This window comes from Streptomyces sp. NPDC051133, assembly GCF_040682635.1.
Taxonomy (GTDB): domain Bacteria; phylum Actinomycetota; class Actinomycetes; order Streptomycetales; family Streptomycetaceae; genus Streptomyces.
Genome location: NZ_JBFBBK010000016.1, coordinates 22,665 through 39,139, shown reverse-complemented (window position 1 = coordinate 39,139; position 16,475 = coordinate 22,665). Strand labels below are relative to the sequence as shown.

The 16,475-nt window shown below is 72.7% G+C and carries 16 protein-coding genes; 9 read left to right on the top strand and 7 right to left on the bottom strand.

Annotated elements, in window-relative coordinates; translation table 11 throughout:
- Nucleotides 1–13: 13 nt before the first annotated feature.
- Together AB0N17_RS18185 and AB0N17_RS18180 are read right to left on the bottom strand one after the other, a co-directional pair.
- Entirely contained in the window at nucleotides 14–523 is a 510-nt protein-coding gene (locus tag AB0N17_RS18185) for a MarR family transcriptional regulator (RefSeq protein WP_366012336.1), read from the bottom strand.
- 11 nt (nucleotides 524–534) lie between these two features.
- Nucleotides 535–1,890, bottom strand: coding sequence for an MFS transporter (locus tag AB0N17_RS18180; RefSeq protein ID WP_366012335.1), 1,356 nt, complete (start codon nucleotides 1,888–1,890; stop codon nucleotides 535–537).
- Between the two features lie 103 nt (nucleotides 1,891–1,993).
- On the opposite strand from AB0N17_RS18180, the gene AB0N17_RS18175 reads away from it, so the two are divergent.
- Nucleotides 1,994–2,980 carry a DUF5937 family protein gene (locus AB0N17_RS18175; RefSeq protein ID WP_366012334.1) on the top strand — a complete coding sequence of 329 codons (987 nt, stop codon included), beginning with the start codon at nucleotides 1,994–1,996 and terminating at the stop codon, nucleotides 2,978–2,980.
- A gap of 16 nt (nucleotides 2,981–2,996) precedes the next feature.
- Here the strand turns inward: AB0N17_RS18175 and AB0N17_RS18170 are convergent, their stop codons facing one another.
- On the bottom strand, nucleotides 2,997–3,290 hold the full coding sequence (locus AB0N17_RS18170; RefSeq protein WP_366012333.1) for an MTH1187 family thiamine-binding protein: 294 nt from the start codon (nucleotides 3,288–3,290) through the stop codon (nucleotides 2,997–2,999).
- The gene (locus tag AB0N17_RS18165; protein ID WP_366012332.1) at nucleotides 3,287–3,637 is read right to left on the bottom strand and encodes a DUF3817 domain-containing protein; all 351 of its coding nucleotides are present in this window, start codon (nucleotides 3,635–3,637) and stop codon (nucleotides 3,287–3,289) included. Before AB0N17_RS18165 ends, AB0N17_RS18170 begins: the two co-directional genes overlap by 4 nt.
- Nucleotides 3,638–3,797: 160 nt before the next feature.
- Here AB0N17_RS18165 and AB0N17_RS18160 point away from each other — a divergent pair, with 160 nt between their 5' ends.
- From AB0N17_RS18160 to AB0N17_RS18145, 4 genes are all read left to right on the top strand, one after another.
- Complete coding sequence (locus AB0N17_RS18160) at nucleotides 3,798–4,430, top strand: AIM24 family protein (RefSeq protein WP_366012460.1); 633 nt, start codon at nucleotides 3,798–3,800, stop codon at nucleotides 4,428–4,430.
- 2 nt (nucleotides 4,431–4,432) lie between these two features.
- Nucleotides 4,433–5,083 (top strand): AIM24 family protein, encoded by a 651-nt coding sequence (locus AB0N17_RS18155; RefSeq protein ID WP_366012331.1) that lies wholly within the window; start codon nucleotides 4,433–4,435, stop codon nucleotides 5,081–5,083.
- 53 nt (nucleotides 5,084–5,136) lie between these two features.
- Nucleotides 5,137–5,898, top strand: coding sequence for an AIM24 family protein (locus tag AB0N17_RS18150; RefSeq protein WP_366012459.1), 762 nt, complete (start codon nucleotides 5,137–5,139; stop codon nucleotides 5,896–5,898).
- A gap of 92 nt (nucleotides 5,899–5,990) precedes the next feature.
- Nucleotides 5,991–6,467, top strand: a complete 477-nt coding sequence (locus tag AB0N17_RS18145; protein WP_366012330.1) for a MarR family transcriptional regulator — start codon at nucleotides 5,991–5,993, stop codon at nucleotides 6,465–6,467.
- Here the strand turns inward: AB0N17_RS18145 and AB0N17_RS18140 are convergent.
- From AB0N17_RS18140 to AB0N17_RS18130, 3 genes are all read right to left on the bottom strand, one after another.
- Nucleotides 6,464–7,747, bottom strand: coding sequence for an MFS transporter (locus AB0N17_RS18140; protein ID WP_366012329.1), 1,284 nt, complete (start codon nucleotides 7,745–7,747; stop codon nucleotides 6,464–6,466). The two genes, AB0N17_RS18145 and AB0N17_RS18140, sit on opposite strands and share 4 nt — an antisense overlap.
- Before the next feature lie 163 nt (nucleotides 7,748–7,910).
- Nucleotides 7,911–8,867, bottom strand: a complete 957-nt coding sequence (gene meaB, locus AB0N17_RS18135; protein WP_366012328.1) for a methylmalonyl Co-A mutase-associated GTPase MeaB — start codon at nucleotides 8,865–8,867, stop codon at nucleotides 7,911–7,913.
- Nucleotides 8,868–8,898: 31 nt separating this feature from the next.
- Complete coding sequence (locus AB0N17_RS18130; RefSeq protein WP_366012327.1) at nucleotides 8,899–10,098, bottom strand: acetyl-CoA C-acetyltransferase; 1,200 nt, start codon at nucleotides 10,096–10,098, stop codon at nucleotides 8,899–8,901.
- 149 nt (nucleotides 10,099–10,247) lie between these two features.
- Here AB0N17_RS18130 and mce point away from each other — a divergent pair, with 149 nt between their 5' ends.
- The 4 genes from mce (at nucleotide 10,248) to AB0N17_RS18110 (ending at nucleotide 16,409) form a co-directional block, all read left to right on the top strand.
- Nucleotides 10,248–10,688, top strand: a complete 441-nt coding sequence (gene mce / locus AB0N17_RS18125; RefSeq protein ID WP_366012326.1) for a methylmalonyl-CoA epimerase — start codon at nucleotides 10,248–10,250, stop codon at nucleotides 10,686–10,688.
- A 207-nt stretch (nucleotides 10,689–10,895) separates the two neighbouring features.
- Entirely contained in the window at nucleotides 10,896–14,843 is a 3,948-nt protein-coding gene (gene scy, locus AB0N17_RS18120; RefSeq protein ID WP_366012325.1) for a polarized growth protein Scy, read from the top strand.
- Nucleotides 14,844–15,026: 183 nt separating this feature from the next.
- Nucleotides 15,027–15,962: a cellulose-binding protein gene (locus tag AB0N17_RS18115; protein WP_366012324.1), complete on the top strand. Its 936-nt coding sequence runs from the start codon at nucleotides 15,027–15,029 to the stop codon at nucleotides 15,960–15,962.
- A gap of 186 nt (nucleotides 15,963–16,148) precedes the next feature.
- Nucleotides 16,149–16,409 carry a DUF3253 domain-containing protein gene (locus AB0N17_RS18110; protein WP_366012323.1) on the top strand — a complete coding sequence of 87 codons (261 nt, stop codon included), beginning with the start codon at nucleotides 16,149–16,151 and terminating at the stop codon, nucleotides 16,407–16,409.
- Nucleotides 16,410–16,475: the final 66 nt, after the last annotated feature.

Below are 16,475 nucleotides of genomic sequence, written 5' to 3'. Positions count from 1 at the left end.
ATCTTGGACCGGGTCACTCGTCGTCGAAGTCGTGTGCCGCGATCCGCAGCGGACGCAGCATCGCGAAGATCTCCGCGCACTCCTCCGCGTCGTACACCCCGAGCCCGAAGTCCATGCCCATCAGGTCGCGGGTGGCCGCGTCGACCACCTCGCGGCCCTTGTCCGTGATGACGGCGAGCGTGCCGCGCCCGTCGTTGGGGTTGGGCCGCTTGGCGACGAGCCCGGACCTCACCAGCCGGTCCACGGTGTTCGTCACCGAGGTGGGGTGCACCATCAGCCGCTCCCCGATCTTGGACATGGGCAGCTCACCGGCCTTGGAGAAGGTCAGCAGCACCAGCGCCTCGTAGCGGGCGAACGTCAGCCCGTACGGCTTGACCACCGCGTCCACCTCGGCGAGCAGGATCTGCTGGGCCCGCATGATCGAGGTGATCGCGGCCATGGACGGCACGTTTCCCCAGCGCTGCTTCCAGAGCTCGTCGGCACGGGCGATGGGGTCGAAGGGGAGGCTGAGAGGCTTGGGCACGTCATGAGACCCTACCGGCCGGTCATATGCCGGTCAGCCCCGTCTCGGCTTTCGGTCACCGGGTGGCTCCCGCGCGGCTCCCCGGTCACCGGGTGGCTCCCGCGCGGCTCCCCGGCCGCCGGGTGGCCGCCGCGGGGCTCCCCGGCCGCCGCGCTGCTCGCGCGCGGCTTCCCCGTCGCCCGGGCCGCGAGCGCGAGGCCGCAGCAGCACAGGGTGCCCAGGGCCCCGGCGCCCACGACGGCCGTGCGCACCCCGGTGACCTGGGCCGCCACCCCCGCCAGCGCCATGCCCACGCCCTGGCCGGTCATCAGCCCCGCGGTCAGCACGGTCATGGCCCGCCCCCGCAGTTCCTCCGGCACGGCCCGCACGAACCACTGGTCCAGGCCCAGCGTGTACGCCGAGCAGGCCCCGGACACCAGCAGGAGCAGCAGCGACCCGGTGAGCCCGGGGCTCAGGGCGTAGCCGAGGTACGGCAGCACGATGAGGCAGAGCAGGGGGAGCGCGATGCGTTCCCGGGAGGCGGGCCCCAGCCGGGCGCCGGCGAACAGCTCCCCTGCCACCGTGCCGACGGGCAGGGCGCTCATCAGCAGGCCGAGAGCGGTGGAGCCGCCGCCGAGCCGGTCGGCGTACGGCGCGGCCAGCGCCTCGGGGACGACGGCGAACGCCGCCGGGACCCAGGAGAGGAGCAGCAGGACGCGGATGCGCCGGTCGGCGAACAGCTGCCGGAGGCCGGCCGGGGCGTCCGCGCGGTCCCGGGCGCGGGCGGGGCGGTGCCGGGTGCCGCAGCGCAGCAGGACCGCCGAGGCGAGGAAGGTGCAGACGGTGATCAGCAGGGCGTGGCGCGGGGCGACGGCGGTCAGGAGCAGCCCGCCGAGGCCGTAGCCGACGAGCAGGGCGCTCTGGGCGACGATCCGCAGCAGGGAGCGGCCGAGCACGAACAGGTCCCCGTCGCCGAGGACGTCGGCGAGGGTGGCCATGCGGGTGCCGGCGAAGACCGGCGAGACCACGGCGAGACAGGCGCGCAGGGCGAGCAGGACGCCGATGCCCATCCCGGGGACCGTCATCAGCGCCACGCAGCCCGCGCACACCAGGTCGCAGCCGACCAGCACCCGCCGGGCGGGGAAGCGGTCGGCGACCGGGGCGAGCAGGGTGCCGCCGACGGCGTACGGCAGGAAGCCCAGCGCGAAGGTGAGCGCGCTCAGCAGGGGTGAGCCGGTGAGGTCGTAGACGAGCACGGACAGCGCGATCTCGCTGACGATCATGCCGAGCATGGACATCAGGTGGGCGGCGAAGACGGCCCGGAACTCGGGCACGGCGAAGAGGCGGCCGTAACCGGCGGACGCCGGAGCCTGGGGCGGTGCGGACATGGCAGGCAGCGTGCCCGGCGCGGACGGCAGGCCCGTAGAGTTTCGGCTGCAGCCGAATCTTCGCGGGCTTCTTTTCGTGGCCACGGTCTTCCGGGAGGTGCGCGTGCCGTCTCGTCTGCGCTTCGGGGACGACGACTTCCTGCGCTGCCGGTTCGCTCTCTCGCCGATCTGGGAGACGCAGGAGGCGGTGCGCACCCTGAAGCGGCCGGACCGGCACGGGTACCACGTGCCCTGGCTGCGGCGGATCCGGGACGCTGCGGCGGAGCTGGACCTGACGCCGCTGTGGCTGCTGATGCCGCGGCGGGGACACTCGCCGGACTGGCTGGGGCCGCCGCCGATCGGGCCGGCCGCCACCTTCGAGGAGGAGATCGCGGCCGTGCGGGCGTCCGACCCGGAGGCGGCCCGCGAGGACACCGCCCGCTCACTGGCCTGCACACCGGGTGCGCTGGAGTCGGCGCTGGGGCGGGCGTGGCTGGCGGACCCGGCGCGGATGGTGCGGGAGCTGGCGGACGCCATGGAGGAGGCCTGGCGGGTGCTGGTCGAGCCGGACTGGCACCGGCTGCGGGGCCTGCTGGAGGCGGACGTGGCCTACCACTCGCGGCGGCTGGCCGAGGTGGGCCTCGGCACCCTGCTGCCGGAGCTGGACCGGCGGCTGTCCTGGGACGGCCGCACGCTGACGCTCGCGCTGGGGATCGAGTACGTGCGCGACCTCGGCGGCCAGGGGCTGGTGCTGATGCCGAGCGTGTTCTCGTGGCCCGAGGTGATCACCGGCTTCGAGCCCCCGTGGCAGCCGACGGTGGTCTATCCGGCCCGGGGCATCGCCGGTCTGTGGACCGAGCCGGGCACCCGGACTCCGCGGCGGCTGGTACGGCTGCTGGGCCGCAACCGGGCGGCGGTACTGGCCGCGCTGGACGAACCGGCGACGACGACGGCGCTGGCGCACCGTCTGGCCCTCGCCCCGTCCTCGGTCTCGGCCCATCTGGGGGTCCTGCGCGAGGCGGGCCTGCTCACCGCCCGCCGGTACGGCCACCAGGTGCTGTACGAGAGGACACCGCTGGGGATGGCACTGGCGGCGGGACAGCCGGCCTGAGGGGCCGGCCGGGCGGCTACCGCGCCAGGTACCGCTCGACCGTCTCCACCTTGGAGGTGAGCCCGTCGCTCACGCCGGGGCGGATGTCCGCCTTGAGGACGACGGAGACCCGCGGCGCACGCGCCTCCACCGCGGCGACGGCACGCCTGACGACGTCCATGACCTCGTCCCACTCGCCCTCGATGCTGGTGAACATCGCGTCGGTGCGGTGGGGCAGGCCCGACTCGCGGACCACGCGGACGGCGTCGGCGACGTACTCCCCCACGTCCTCGCCGACGCCGAGCGGCGTCACGGAGAAGGCGACGATCATGCGTTCACGACCCCTTCCTTGCGGGCGCGGGCCGCGATGACCGCGTCCTCGGCCTCGCGGCGCAGGGCCCGCTCGATGATGAAGCCGCCCCCCGGAATGATCGAGTACGCGAAGTAGAGCGCGGCCTTGCCCTTGGCCCACTTGGTGCGGTTCCAGGCGTCCGCCCAGAAGAGCACGTAGAGGATGAACAGCACGCCGTGGATCGGACCGAGCACCCGGGCCACATCGACGCCGGGGTCGATCACGTACTTGATGAAGGTGCAGGCCGCCAGAATGATCCAGGAGACGCCCTCCGGCACGGAGATCAGACGGAGGCGGCGGATGGCGGATGCTGTCTTGAGGTCCACGGGTCACCTTCGGTGGGAGAGGCGTCCACGGTTTGTGAACGCAAGCACAAGCGTTGCCCCATTGTGGCAAACGACGGCCTTAGGGGTCCGCTCAGGGTCGCTCTCCACCCACGGGCCCTGTTCGGTCCACCCGCCCCGCCGCTACTTTCGCTGCGTGGCGATGTTCCGACTCCAGGGCAGCAAGGTGCTCGCCGTCGACATGACCGGGGACGCCGTGAAGGCGAAGAACGGCTCGATGGTCGCGTACGACGGGCAGATGGCCTTCAAGAAGCTGAGCGGCGGCGGCGAGGGGCTGCGCGGGATGGTGACCCGGCGGCTCACCGGTGAGCAGATGACGGTGATGGAGGTGAAGGGGCAGGGGACCTGCTGGTTCGCGGACCGGGCGTCCGAGATCAACCTGGTCGCCCTCCGGGGGGACAAGCTCTACGTCGAGTCGAGCAATCTGCTCGCGACGGACGCCGGGCTCAGAACGGGCACGACGTTCACCGGGCTGCGCGGTGCCTCGCAGGGCAACGGGCTGTTCACGACCACCGTCGAGGGGCACGGACAGGCGGCGATCATGTCCGACGGGCCGGCGGTGGTGCTCCGGGTCAGCCCGCAGTACCCACTGATCGTCGACCCGGGCGCCTACATCGCCCACCAGGGTGATGTCCGGCAGTCCTTCCAGTCCGGTGTGACGTTCCGCACCCTCTTCGGGGAGGGCGGCGGTGAGGCCTTCCAGATCCGCTTCGAGGGGGACGGCCTGGTCTACGTGCAGCCGAGCGAGCGGAACACGATCGCGGGGGATCTGTAGGGATGGCGTTCCGGGAGATCAATTCCAAGATGGTCGAAGCGGCCGTGGTGCCGGGGCAGCGCCTGTTCAGTCAGCGCGGGGCGATGCTCGCCTACCGGGGGGACGTGTCCTTCACGCCCAGCGTCCAGGGCGGCCAGGGCGGGCTGATGTCCATGATCGGGCGCCGGGTGGCGGGCGAGGCGACCCCGCTGATGACCGTCGAGGGCAGCGGCACCGTCTTCTTCGGGCACGGCGGCCACCACATCCATGTCATCGACCTGTCCGGCGACACCCTCTACGTGGAGGCCGACCGCCTGCTCGCCTTCGAGGGCACGCTGCGGCAGGGCACGATGTTCATGGGCTCGCAGGGCGGGGTCATGGGCCTGGTCCGGGGCCAGGTCACCGGGCAGGGGCTGTTCACCACGACGCTCCAGGGTCACGGCTCCGTCGCCGTGATGGCGCACGGCGGCGTCTTCGAGATCCCGGTCACCCCGCAGCGCCCGGTCCATGTCGACCCCCAGGCCTACGTCGCCCACCACGGCGACGTCCGCAACCGGCTGTCCAGCGCGCTCGGCTGGCGCGACATGGTGGGGCGCGGCTCCGGGGAGGCCTTCCAGCTGGAGCTGAGCGGCAGCGGCACGGTGTACGTCCAGGCGTCGGAGGAGAAGCTGTGAGCGCGTACGGAGGCACGTACGGAGCGCCGGGCGGCCCGGTGGTGCACGACCCGATGACCCTGCCCGCCGACGACAACGTGAACAAGTACACGTTCTGCGTGGAGCTCAAGGGCGGGGAGTGGTTCCTGCAGAAGGGGAAGATGATCGCCTACTACGGGGCGATCGAGTTCAACGGCATCGGGCACGGCCGACTCGACCGACTTGTCCGTACCTCGTTCCATTCGCCACTGCACGCGAGCGACTGGGTCGTGGCGGCCGGCTCGGGCAAGATGCTGCTCGCCGACCGGGCCTTCGACGTCAATTCCTACGACCTGGACGACGGGAACTTGACCATTCGCGCGGGCAATCTGCTCGCTTTTCAGCCAAGTCTCGCGCTGAAGCAATCGATCGTGCCGGGTTTTCTGACCCTTATCGGAACCGGAAAGTTTGTGGCCGCATCTAACGGTCCGGTGGTGTTCATGGAACCTCCGATCCGGGTCGACCCTCAGGCGCTCGTCGGGTGGGCCGACTGCCCGTCACCCTGTCATCACTACGACCATGGGTACCTGACGGGTGTACTGGGCGGTCTACGTGCGATGACGGGCCTCGGCGGGGTTTCCGGGGAGGAGCACCAGTTCGAGTTCGTGGGCGCCGGGACCGTGCTGCTGCAGTCGACGGAAACCCTGATGGCCGAGCCGGACACGGGGATGATTCCGGCGGAGCCGGGGGTGCCCGGTGGTGGCGGAACGAGACCGGTCGGACACGGTCCGCAATCGTCGGGCGCACCGCGCCTTCCCGGACAGCTGGGAGACCTCCAGCGTCGCTTCGGGCTGTGAGCGGTAGTCTGCGGAGTGTGACATCGAACGCGTGCGCACAGTCACACCATCCGAAGTAGTTCGCCATTCAACTTCTTAGGTAGACTTCATTCATGGAGACCGAGACGGCCACGCGCTGGCTGACCGATGCGGAGCAGTGCGCCTGGCGCACCCACCTGGAGGTCAACAGGCTGTTGACGTACCAGCTGGAGAAGGATCTGCAGCCGTTCGGCCTGACGATGAACGATTACGAGATCCTGGTCAATCTCTCCGAGTCCGAGGACTTCCGGATGCGGATGAGCGACCTCGCCTCCGCGACCCTGCAGTCCAAGAGCCGGCTCTCGCACCAGATCACGCGGATGGAGAACGCGAACCTGGTGCGCCGCGAGAACTGCGAGTCGGACCGGCGGGGGTTGTACGCCGTACTGACCGACCACGGCATGGAGACGATGCAGAAGGTCGCGCCGCACCACGTGGCATCGGTGCGGCGGCACTTCATCGACCTGCTGTCACCGGAGGCCCTGACCGAGTTGGACAAGGGCCTGAAGCCGATCGCCGAGCACCTGAGGGGACAGCGGGGGCGTCCCTAGCTCCGTTCGCCTGCCCAGAAGGCCTCGGCCGGGCGGTCCGGCGCTCCGGACCGCCCGGGCGGGGTGCCTCCGGCCGAAGGGGCGTGGGCTGCCGCCCGGCCTGCCCGCCACCGCACCGCTGACAGCGCGGGCAGCAGGGCCGCGCCGCCCGCGAGGGCGAAGCACGCCCACAGCGGCAGACGGCCGATCAGCAGCCCCGCCACCAGCGCTCCCCCGGAGCTTCCCGCGTTGACCCCCATGTTCACCCAGGCCCCGGCCCGGGTGCGGGCGTCGGCCGGCACCGTCTCGTCGGCCAGGAGGTAGGCCGTCGTCAGCGCCGGGGCGAGGAACGCCCCGGCGACGGCCACCGCCACGGTGAGCGTCCACAGGTTCGGCGCCAGGCCGGCCGCCGCCACCGTCAGCCCCAGCGCGAGCGCGAGGAGGACCAGACGCTCGCGGGCCGCCATCCGCCAGGGCACCGCCCCGTTCACCAGCCCGCCCACGGCGCTGCCCGCCGAGAGCGCCCCCAGCACCCACGGGACCGTGCCGGGATCGTAGGCGTGCGCGACGGCGAAGGCCATCGTCAGCAGGTCCACCCCGCTGAGGGCCAGTCCCACGCCGAGGGCCACCGCCACCGGCGTGGCGAGTCCCCGTACTCCCCCGCGACGCTCCGCGCGCGACGCGGGCCGCGGACCCGGCATCACCGGTGACATGACGAAGGCACAGGTGCCGGCCACGATCAGGAACGCGCTCAGCAGGATGCCGGCCGCCGGGTGCGCGAAGGCCGTCAGCGCGCCGATCAGGACCGGGCCCAGGACGTAGAGCAGTTCCTCCGCGACCCCGTCGAGGCCGTACGCGCGGCGCAGCAGGTCCCGGTCCGGGAGCAGTTCGGCCCACAGGGCGCGCATGGTCGGCCCCAGGGGCGGCGCGCACGCCCCGGCGAGCGCCGCCGTGGCCGCGAGGGCCGCCGGCGGTAGGGCGGGGCGCCAGGTCAGGGCCGCCAGGACGCACAGCAGGGTGCCGTAGAGCACCGACATCGGCAGCAGGGCACGGCGGGGGCCGTGACGGTCGATCAAGGACGCCTTGGCCGGCATCAGGAAGACCGAGGTGGCGCCGAACAGGGACATCACCACGCCGGACACCGCGTAGGAGCCGGTGGCGCGGGTGACGGAGAGCAGCACGGCGAGGGAGACCGTGCCGTAGGACAGCCGGGCGGTCAGGGCGGAGACGAAGGTGCGGCGCGCGTGCGGGACGCGCAGGACGGCGGCGTACGAGGGCCGCACAGGAGCATGCGTGGACATGCGGATGTTCCTCTGGGTGGGAGGCGGAAGAGGGGACACCGAAGGACGCGAGGGCCTGTCGTCGGCCTCGCGGTCCGGTGTGCGCTCTACGCCACGGAGAGGAACATGCCGGTCAAGTTAGCAGCGGCACGCCGGATCGGCGAGCCCTCGGCCGTGCGTGCTCTCAGCCCTCCGTCAGGCCCGCGACCAGTTCGTCCGCCGCCCGGTACGGGTCGAGTTCGCCGGCGACGATCCGCTCCGCGAGCGCGCTGAGGCGGCGGTCGCCGTGCAGGTCGCCGATGCGCTCGCGCAGGGCCGTGACCGCGATGGTCTCCACCTCACGGGCCGCCCGGGCCCGGCGGCGCTCGGCGAGGACGCCGCGCTCCTCCATCCAGGCGCGGTGCTTCTCCAGTGCCTCCACGACCTCGTCGACGCCCTGGGCGCGGGCCGCGACCGTCTTCACGATCGGCGGGCGCCAGTCGCCGGCACCGCGGGCCTCCCCCAGGCCCAGCATGTGGTTCAGCTCGCGGGCGGTGGCGTCGGCGCCGTCCCGGTCCGCCTTGTTGACGACGTACACGTCGCCGATCTCCAGGATGCCCGCCTTGGCCGCCTGGATGCCGTCGCCCATGCCGGGGGCCAGAAGGACGACGGAGGTGTCCGCCTGCGAGGCGATCTCGACCTCCGACTGGCCCACGCCGACGGTCTCCACCAGGATCACGTCGCAGCCCGCCGCGTCGAGGACGCGGATGGCCTGGGGCGCCGCCCAGGCGAGGCCGCCCAGGTGACCCCGGGTGGCCATCGAGCGGATGTAGACGCCGGGGTCGGAGGCGTGGTCCGACATCCGGACCCGGTCACCGAGCAGGGCGCCGCCCGAGAAGGGGGACGACGGGTCGACGGCCAGGACGCCGACCCGTTTGCCCTGTTTGCGGTACGCGGTGACGAGCGCGGAGGTGGAGGTCGACTTGCCGACGCCGGGCGAGCCCGTCAGACCGACCACGTACGCGTTGCCGGTCAGCGGGGCCAGCGCCGCCATGACCTCCCTGAGCTGCGGGGACGCCCCCTCCACAAGGGAGATCAGCCGGGCCACGGCCCGCGGCCGGCCTTCCCTGGCCTGGTCCACCAGAGAGGAGACGTCCTGCATCACAACTCCGTTCGCTCGTGAGAAGTAGGGCTCAGGCCTTCGGTACCCGGACGATCAGGGCGTCGCCCTGGCCGCCGCCACCGCACAGCGCGGCCGCGCCGACCCCGCCGCCGCGCCGCTTGAGCTCGAGCGCCAAGTGGAGCACGAGACGCGCGCCGGACATGCCGATCGGGTGGCCCAGCGCGATCGCACCGCCGTTCACGTTCACCTTTTCGGTGGACACGCCGAGGTCCTTCATCGACTGCACGGCGACCGCGGCGAAGGCCTCGTTGATCTCGATGAGGTCCAGGTCGGAGACCTCCAGGCCGTCCTTCTTCAGGGCGTGCCGGATGGCGTTGGACGGCTGGGACTGCAGGCTGTTGTCCGGGCCGGCCACGTTGCCGTGCGCGCCGATCTCGGCGAGCCATTCCAGGCCCAGCTCCTCGGCCTTGGCCTTGCTCATGACGACCACGGCCGCGGCGCCGTCGGAGATCTGCGAGGAGGAGCCGGCGGTGATCGTGCCGTCCTTGGCGAAGGCCGGGCGGAGCTTGCCCAGGGACTCGGCGGTGGTGTCGCCGCGGATGCCCTCGTCCTTGCTGAACAGCACCGGGTCGCCCTTGCGCTGCGGGATCTCCACCGGGGTGATCTCGGCCTCGAACAGGCCGTTCTTCTGCGCGGCGGCGGCCCGCTGGTGGGACAGGGCCGCGATCTCGTCCTGCTCGGGGCGGTTGATGCCGAGGCGGGTGTTGTGCTTCTCCGTGGACTCGCCCATGGCGATGCCCTCGAAGGCGTCGGTCAGGCCGTCGTAGGCCATCGCGTCGAGCATCTGCACCGCGCCGTACTTGAAGCCGTCGCGGGACTTCGGCAGCAGGTGCGGCGCGTTGGTCATGGACTCCTGGCCGCCCGCCACGACGATGTCGAACTCGCCGGCGCGGATCAGCTGGTCGGCCAGCGCGATGGCGTCGAGGCCGGACAGACACACCTTGTTGATGGTGAGCGCCGGGACGCTCATCGGGATGCCGGCCTTGACCGCCGCCTGGCGCGCCGGGATCTGGCCCGCGCCGGCCTGCAGCACCTGGCCCATGATCACGTACTGCACCTGGTCGCCGCCGATCCCCGCACGGTCGAGGGCGGCCTTGATCGCGAAGCCGCCGAGGTCGGCTCCGGAGAAGGACTTGAGGGAGCCCAGGAGTCGTCCCATGGGCGTACGCGCGCCCGCGACGATCACCGAGCTGTTCGTTCCAGAAGGCATGAGCTGCGATCCCCTTACCGGCCTGCCCAGGCCGAGGAGTGAACGAGGGTTTACTTCGAATGTACTGATGGCACTCCGTGCCGTCATCGGCCCGTCGGTGTGATCGCGCGCACGTTGCGTAACCATCTGATGAGCGCTGCACTGAATCCATGCTGACGCGAATCGACCACATCGGGATCGCCTGCCACGACCTCGACGCCACCGTCGAGTTCTACCGGGCCACGTACGGCTTCGAGGTGTTCCACACCGAGGTCAACGAGGAACAGGGCGTGCGCGAGGCCATGCTCAAGATCAACGAAACCTCGGACGGCGGTGCCTCCTACCTCCAGCTGCTGGAGCCGACCCGCGAGGACTCCACCGTCGCCAAGTGGCTCGCGAAGAACGGCGAGGGCGTGCACCACATCGCCTTCGGTACGGCGGATGTGGACGCCGAGTCCGCGGACATCCGGGACAAGGGCGTACGCGTCCTGTACGACGAGCCACGGCGCGGTTCCATGGGGTCGCGGATCACCTTCCTGCACCCCAAGGATTGCCACGGTGTCCTGACAGAACTCGTCACTTCGGCCCCTGTTGAGTCGCCCGAGCACTGACCCCCGTACATAAGGGCCGGTAGGGTTGGGGGCGGTCGTCTCCCAAACCGGGGCGACCGCATGCCGGGGTCCGGGTTTCGGGGGACGAGCGTCGGGGCAGCAGCCCGTGCTCCGCCGTTGATCTGACACCATTCCCCGGGGGGCCCCGTCCGGCGGATGGACGGAGCTCGTAGGAGAAGCTGACCAGGGGACGGATGGGACCGCGCAGTGCGGGGCTACGAGAGCCAGGAGCGAGAGCCGGCGGCTGACGTCGACCACCTCTCTCGGTTCGAGGCCGAGATGAAGCGGCTGAAGACCGAGCGGGAAAAGGCGATCCAGCACGCCGAGGACCTCGGCTACCAGGTCGAGGTGCTGCGCGCCAAGCTGCACGAGGCGCGCCGCACCCTGATGACCCGGCCCGCCTTCGACGGCGGTGACATCGGCTATCAGGCCGAGCAGTTGCTCCGTAATGCCCAGGTGCAGGCCGACCAGCTGCGCCAGGACGCCGAGCGGGAGCTGAGCCAGGCCCGCGCGCAGACCCAGCGCATCCTCCAGGAGCACGCCGAGCAGGCCGCCCGGCTCCAGGCCGAGCTGCACCAGGAGGCGGTGACCCGCCGCCAGCAGCTGGACCAGGAGCTCGCCGAGCGCCGCGCCACCGTCGAGTCGCACGTCAACGAGAACGTGGCCTGGGCGGAGCAGCTGCGCGCCCGCACCGAGCAGCAGGCCCGCCGGCTGCTGGACGAGTCCCGCGCGGAGGCCGAACAGTCCCTGGCCGCCGCCCGCGCGGAGGCCGAGCGGCTGACCCGGGAGGCCCGGGAGCGGCTGCAGGCCGACGCCGAGTCCGCCCGCGCCGAGGCCGAGCAGCTCCTGCGCCGTGCCCGCACGGACGCCGAGCGGCTGCTGAACGCCGCCTCCACCCAGGCCCAGGAGGCCACCGAGCACGCCGAGCAGCTGCGCACCGACGCGGTCGGCGAGTCGGACGCCGCGCGCCGGCAGGCTGCCGAGCTGAGCCGGGCCGCCGAGGAGCGGATGACGGCGGCCGAGGAGGCGCTGCGCAAGGCGCAGGCCGAGGCCGAGAAGGTGCAGACGGAGGCCAAGGAGGCCGCCGCCAAGGCCCTCGCGAGCGCCGAGGCCGCGGGCGAGGCACGGACCCGGACCGCCAAGGAGCAGGTCGCCCGGCTGGTGGAAGAGGCCACCAAGGAGGCCGAGAACACCAAGACCGAGGCCGAGCAGCTGGTCGCGGACGCGCGGACCGAGGCCGAGCGGATCGTCACCGAGGCCTCCGAGAAGGCCCGCACGATCACCGCCGAGGAGACGGCCGGCCAGCTGTCCAAGGCGGCCAAGACCGCCGAGGACGTGCTGAACAAGGCGTCGGAGGACGCCCAGAAGACCACCAGGGCCGCCGCCGAGGAGGCCGAGCGGATCCGCACGGAGGCCGAGGCCGAGGCGGACCGGCTGCGCGCCGAGGCGCACGACATCGCCGAGCAGCTCAAGGGCGCGGCGAAGGACGACACCAAGGAGTACCGCGCCAAGACGGTCGAGCTGCAGGAGGAGGCCCGCCGCCTGCGCGGCGAGGCCGAGCAGCTGCGCGCCGACGCGGTCGCCGAGGGCGAGTCGATCCGCGCCGAGGCCCGCCGCGAGGCGGTCGCGCAGATCGAGGAGGCGGCCAAGTCCGCCGAGGAGCTGCTGGCCAAGGCCAAGGCGGACGCCGACGAGCTGCGGCAGAAGGCCACGTCGGACAGCGAGAAGGTGCGCACCGAGGCCATCGAGCGGGCCACCGGCCTGCGTCGGCAGGCCGAGGAGACCCTGGACCGCACCCGCAAGGAGGCCGAGCGGCTGCGCGCCGAGGCCGACGAGCGGGCCGAGACGGTCCGGGCGGACGCCGAGAAGGCCGCGCGCGAGCTGCGCGAGGAGACCGAGAAGGCCGTCGAGGCCCGCCGGGCCGAGGCCGCCGAGGAGCTGACCCGCCTCCAGACGGACGCGCAGGACCGCCTCACGTCCGCCGAACAGGCGCTGACCGACGCTCGCGAGGAGGCCGCCCGGATCCGCCGGGAGACCGCCGAGGAGAGCGAGCGGCTGCGCGCGGAGGCCGCCGAGCGGATCCGTACGCTCCAGCAGCAGGCCGAGACCGAGGCCGAACGGCTGCGCGACGAGGCAGCGGCCGACGCGTCCGCCTCCCGCGCCGAGGGCGAGGCCATCGCCGTACGGCTGCGCAGTGAGGCCGCCGCCGAGGCCGAGCGGCTGAGGACCGAGGCGCAGGAGACCGCCGACCGGGTCCGTGCGGAGGCCCAGGCCGCCGCCGAGCGGCTCGGCGCCGAGGCGTCCGAGACGCTGGCCGCCGCCCAGGAGGAGGCCGTCCGGCGCCGCCGCGAGGCCGAGGAGACCCTCGGTGCCGCGCGGGCCGAGGCCGACCAGGAGCGCGAGCGGGCCCGCGAGCAGAGCGAGGAGCTGCTGGCCTCCGCCCGCAAGCGGGTGGAGGAGGCGCAGGCCGAGGCCGTCCGGCTGGTCGAGGAGGCCGACCGGCGCGCCGGCGAGATGGTCTCCGCCGCCGAGCAGCACGCCCAGCAGGTGCGGGACTCCGTCACCGGGCTGCACGAGCAGGCGCAGGAGGAGATCGCCGGGCTGCGCTCGGCCGCCGAGCACGCGGCGGACCGTACGAAGCGGGAGGCCGAGGAGGAGGCGGAGCGGGTCCGCGCCGACGCCTACGCCGAGCGGGAGCGGGCGAGCGAGGACGCCTCGCGGATCCGGCGCGAGGCGAACGAGGAGACCGAGGCCGCCAAGGCGCTGGCCGAGCGGACCGTCGGCGAGGCCATCGCGGAGGCCGAGCGGCTGCGTTCGGACGCCTCCGAGTACGCCCAGCGGGTGCGTACCGAGGCCTCCGACGCGCTCGCCGAGGCCGACCAGGCGGCCTCCCGTACCCGGGCGGACGCCCGCGAGGACGCCAACCGCATCCGCTCCGACGCGGCGACGCAGGCGGACACCCTCATCACCGAGGCCCGTAACGAGGCCGAGCGGCTGCAGACCGAGACGGTCGCGGAGGCCGACCGGGTGCGCACCGAGGCGCTCACCGAGGCGGAGCGGCTCCAGACGGAGACCGTCGCCGAGGCCGAGCGGGTGCGCACGGAGTCCCTCGCCGAGGCGGACCGGGTCCGCGCGGAGGCCCTGGCGGCCGCCGAGCGGCTCGTCGGGGAGGCCACCGGCGACGCCGAGCGGCTGCGTGCCGAGGCCGCCGAGACCGTGGGCTCGGCCCAGCAGCACGCCGAGCGGGTGCGGGCCGATGCCGAGCGGCTCAAGACGGACGCGCAGGCGGAGGCCGAACGGCTGGTCAACTCCGCGCGCGAGGAGGCCGAGCGGACCCTGGACGAGGCCCGCAAGGACGCCAACAAGCGGCGCTCGGAGGCGGCCGAGCAGGTCGACACGCTCATCACGGAGACCACGGCCGAGGCCGACAAGCTGCTCACCGAGGCACAGGCGCAGGCCCTGAAGACCACGGCGGACGCCGAGTCGCAGGCCGACACGATGGTCGGCGCGGCCCGTGCGGAGGCCGAGCGGATCGTCTCCGAGGCGACGATCGAGGGCAACTCCTCGGTGGAGAAGGCCCGCACGGACGCCGACGAACTGCTGGTCGGCGCCCGCCGGGACGCGACGGCCATCCGGGAGCGCGCGGAGGAGCTGCGCGACCGGATCACCTCCGAGATCGAGGAGCTGCACGAGCGGGCCCGCCGCGAGGCCGCCGAGACGATGAAGTCCACCGGCGACCGCTGCGACGCGCTGATCAAGGCCGCCGAGGAGCAGCTGGCCAAGGCGCAGGCGAAGGCCAAGGAGGTCCTCTCCGACGCCGACTCCGAGGCGGGCAAGGTCCGGATCGCCGCCGTCAAGAAGGCCGAGGGGCTGCTGAAGGAGGCCGAGCTGAAGAAGGCCTCCCTGGTCAAGGAGGCCGAGGAGCTGAAGGCCGAGGCGATCCGGGAGGCCCGGCGCACGGTCGAGGAGGGCAAGCGCGAGCTGGAGATCCTGGTGCGCCGGCGCGAGGACATCAACGCCGAGATCTCCCGGGTCCAGGACGTGCTGGAGGCGCTGGAGTCCTTCGAGGCACCCGGCGCCGGCAAGGACGGCGGAGTCAAGGCGGGCGCGAGCGTGGGCGCCCCCCGATCGGGTGGCAAGCCGTCGGACGGCTAGCGAGCGGATCACGTTCCGGTGCCTTCTGGGGGCTTTGCCCGAGTAATTGGCAAGCCGTCCGCCGGTCAGCCACTCAAAAGAGGTGCCATTCTCCAGATCAAAACCGTATCCGCTCGATGACACACCGCTTCGGCCCCTAGGATTCCCCTTATCACCTCACCGGTCTCATTCGACAGGAACCCCATGAGCGACACTTCCCCCTACGGCTTCGAGCTTGTGCGGCGTGGGTACGACCGCGCTCAGGTGGACGAACGTATCTCCAAGCTCGTCTCCGACCGTGACAGCGCTCTCGCCCGGATCACCGCCCTGGAAAAGCGCATCGAGGAGTTGCACCTCGAAACGCAGAACGCCCAGGCCCAGGTCACCGACGCGGAGCCGTCGTACGCGGGTCTCGGCGCGCGGGTCGAGAAGATCCTGCGCCTGGCCGAGGAAGAGGCCAAGGAGCTGCGTGAGGAGGCCCGGCGGGCGGCCGAGCAGCACCGCGACCTCGCCGAGTCGGCGGCCCAGCAGGTCCGCAACGACGCCGAGTCGTACGCGGCCGAGCGCAAGTCCAAGGCCGAGGACGAGGGCGTCCGGATCGTCGAGAAGGCCAAGGGCGAGGCCTCCCAGCTGCGTGCCGAGGCGCAGAAGGACGCGCAGTCCAAGCGCGAGGAGGCGGACGCCCTCTTCGAGGAGACCCGCGCCAAGGCCGCTCAGGCCGCCGCCGACTTCGAGACGAACCTGGCCAAGCGCCGCGAGCAGTCCGAGCGCGACCTGGCCTCGCGTCAGCAGAAGGCCGAGAAGCGCCTCGCCGAGATCGAGCACCGCGCCGAGCAGCTCCGCCTGGAGGCGGAGAAGCTGCGCACCGACGCCGAGCGCCGCGCCCGCCAGACGGTGGAGACGGCCCAGCGCCAGGCCGAGGACATCGTGGCCGACGCCAACGCCAAGGCCGACCGCATCCGCTCGGAATCCGAGCGCGAGCTCGCCGCGCTGACCAACCGCCGCGACTCGATCAACGCCCAGCTGACGAACGTCCGCGAGATGCTGGCGACCCTGACCGGTGCGGCCGTGGCCGCCGCCGGCACGACGGGCGAGGACGAGCCGATCTCCCGGGGCGTTCCGGCGCAGCAGTCCCGGTAGTTCCGGCAGCCGTACGGCATCGTGAGGGGCGGCGGGCCCTGGTCCCGCCGCCCCTTTCGTGTGCGCGGACCCCGGGGCCGTTGCCGCCGGCCCCCGCGGCCGTAGCCTGGCGGAAGGAGCACGGGTTCCGGCCGCCGGGGCGCGCCGGATGCGCGTGCGCACGGTCCGGCCCTGGAAGTGGTCCCCATGCGCGTCACCGACCGGTCCCTGGAGGACGCCGTTCTCGACCTGCTCGACCGCAGGGCGCCGCGTGCCTCGGTCTGCCCCTCGGAGGTGGCCCGCGCGGTCCACGGGACCGGCGACGAGGGGTGGCGGGAGCTGATGGAACCCGTCCGCCGGGCCGCGGCCCGGCTCGCGGCGCGCGGCCGGGTGGAGATCACCCGGCGCGGGGTTCCCGTCGATCCCGCCGAGGCCGGCGGACCCATCCGGATCCGCCGGCCCGCCTGAGGCGCGGCGGGGTCGGCCGGGCGGGGGCGCGCCGTGCCCCGTGTCCCGGCCCCGCGCCCGAGTGGC

What these genes read in the sequence shown, in the direction of transcription:
- AB0N17_RS18145 (WP_366012330.1), top strand. Translation starts at nt 5,991, where the DNA reads ATGGAGACCGAGACGGCCACGCGCTGGCTGACCGATGCGGAGCAGTGC.
- meaB (WP_366012328.1), bottom strand. Translation starts at nt 8,867, where the DNA reads ATGCAGGACGTCTCCTCTCTGGTGGACCAGGCCAGGGAAGGCCGGCCG.
- AB0N17_RS18110 (WP_366012323.1), top strand. Translation starts at nt 16,149, where the DNA reads ATGCGCGTCACCGACCGGTCCCTGGAGGACGCCGTTCTCGACCTGCTC.
- mce (WP_366012326.1), top strand. Translation starts at nt 10,248, where the DNA reads ATGCTGACGCGAATCGACCACATCGGGATCGCCTGCCACGACCTCGAC.
- AB0N17_RS18115 (WP_366012324.1), top strand. Translation starts at nt 15,027, where the DNA reads ATGAGCGACACTTCCCCCTACGGCTTCGAGCTTGTGCGGCGTGGGTAC.
- AB0N17_RS18150 (WP_366012459.1), top strand. Translation starts at nt 5,137, where the DNA reads ATGACCCTGCCCGCCGACGACAACGTGAACAAGTACACGTTCTGCGTG.
- AB0N17_RS18140 (WP_366012329.1), bottom strand. Translation starts at nt 7,747, where the DNA reads ATGTCCACGCATGCTCCTGTGCGGCCCTCGTACGCCGCCGTCCTGCGC.
- AB0N17_RS18170 (WP_366012333.1), bottom strand. Translation starts at nt 3,290, where the DNA reads ATGATCGTCGCCTTCTCCGTGACGCCGCTCGGCGTCGGCGAGGACGTG.
- AB0N17_RS18160 (WP_366012460.1), top strand. Translation starts at nt 3,798, where the DNA reads ATGTTCCGACTCCAGGGCAGCAAGGTGCTCGCCGTCGACATGACCGGG.
- AB0N17_RS18155 (WP_366012331.1), top strand. Translation starts at nt 4,433, where the DNA reads ATGGCGTTCCGGGAGATCAATTCCAAGATGGTCGAAGCGGCCGTGGTG.
- AB0N17_RS18130 (WP_366012327.1), bottom strand. Translation starts at nt 10,098, where the DNA reads ATGCCTTCTGGAACGAACAGCTCGGTGATCGTCGCGGGCGCGCGTACG.
- AB0N17_RS18180 (WP_366012335.1), bottom strand. Translation starts at nt 1,890, where the DNA reads ATGTCCGCACCGCCCCAGGCTCCGGCGTCCGCCGGTTACGGCCGCCTC.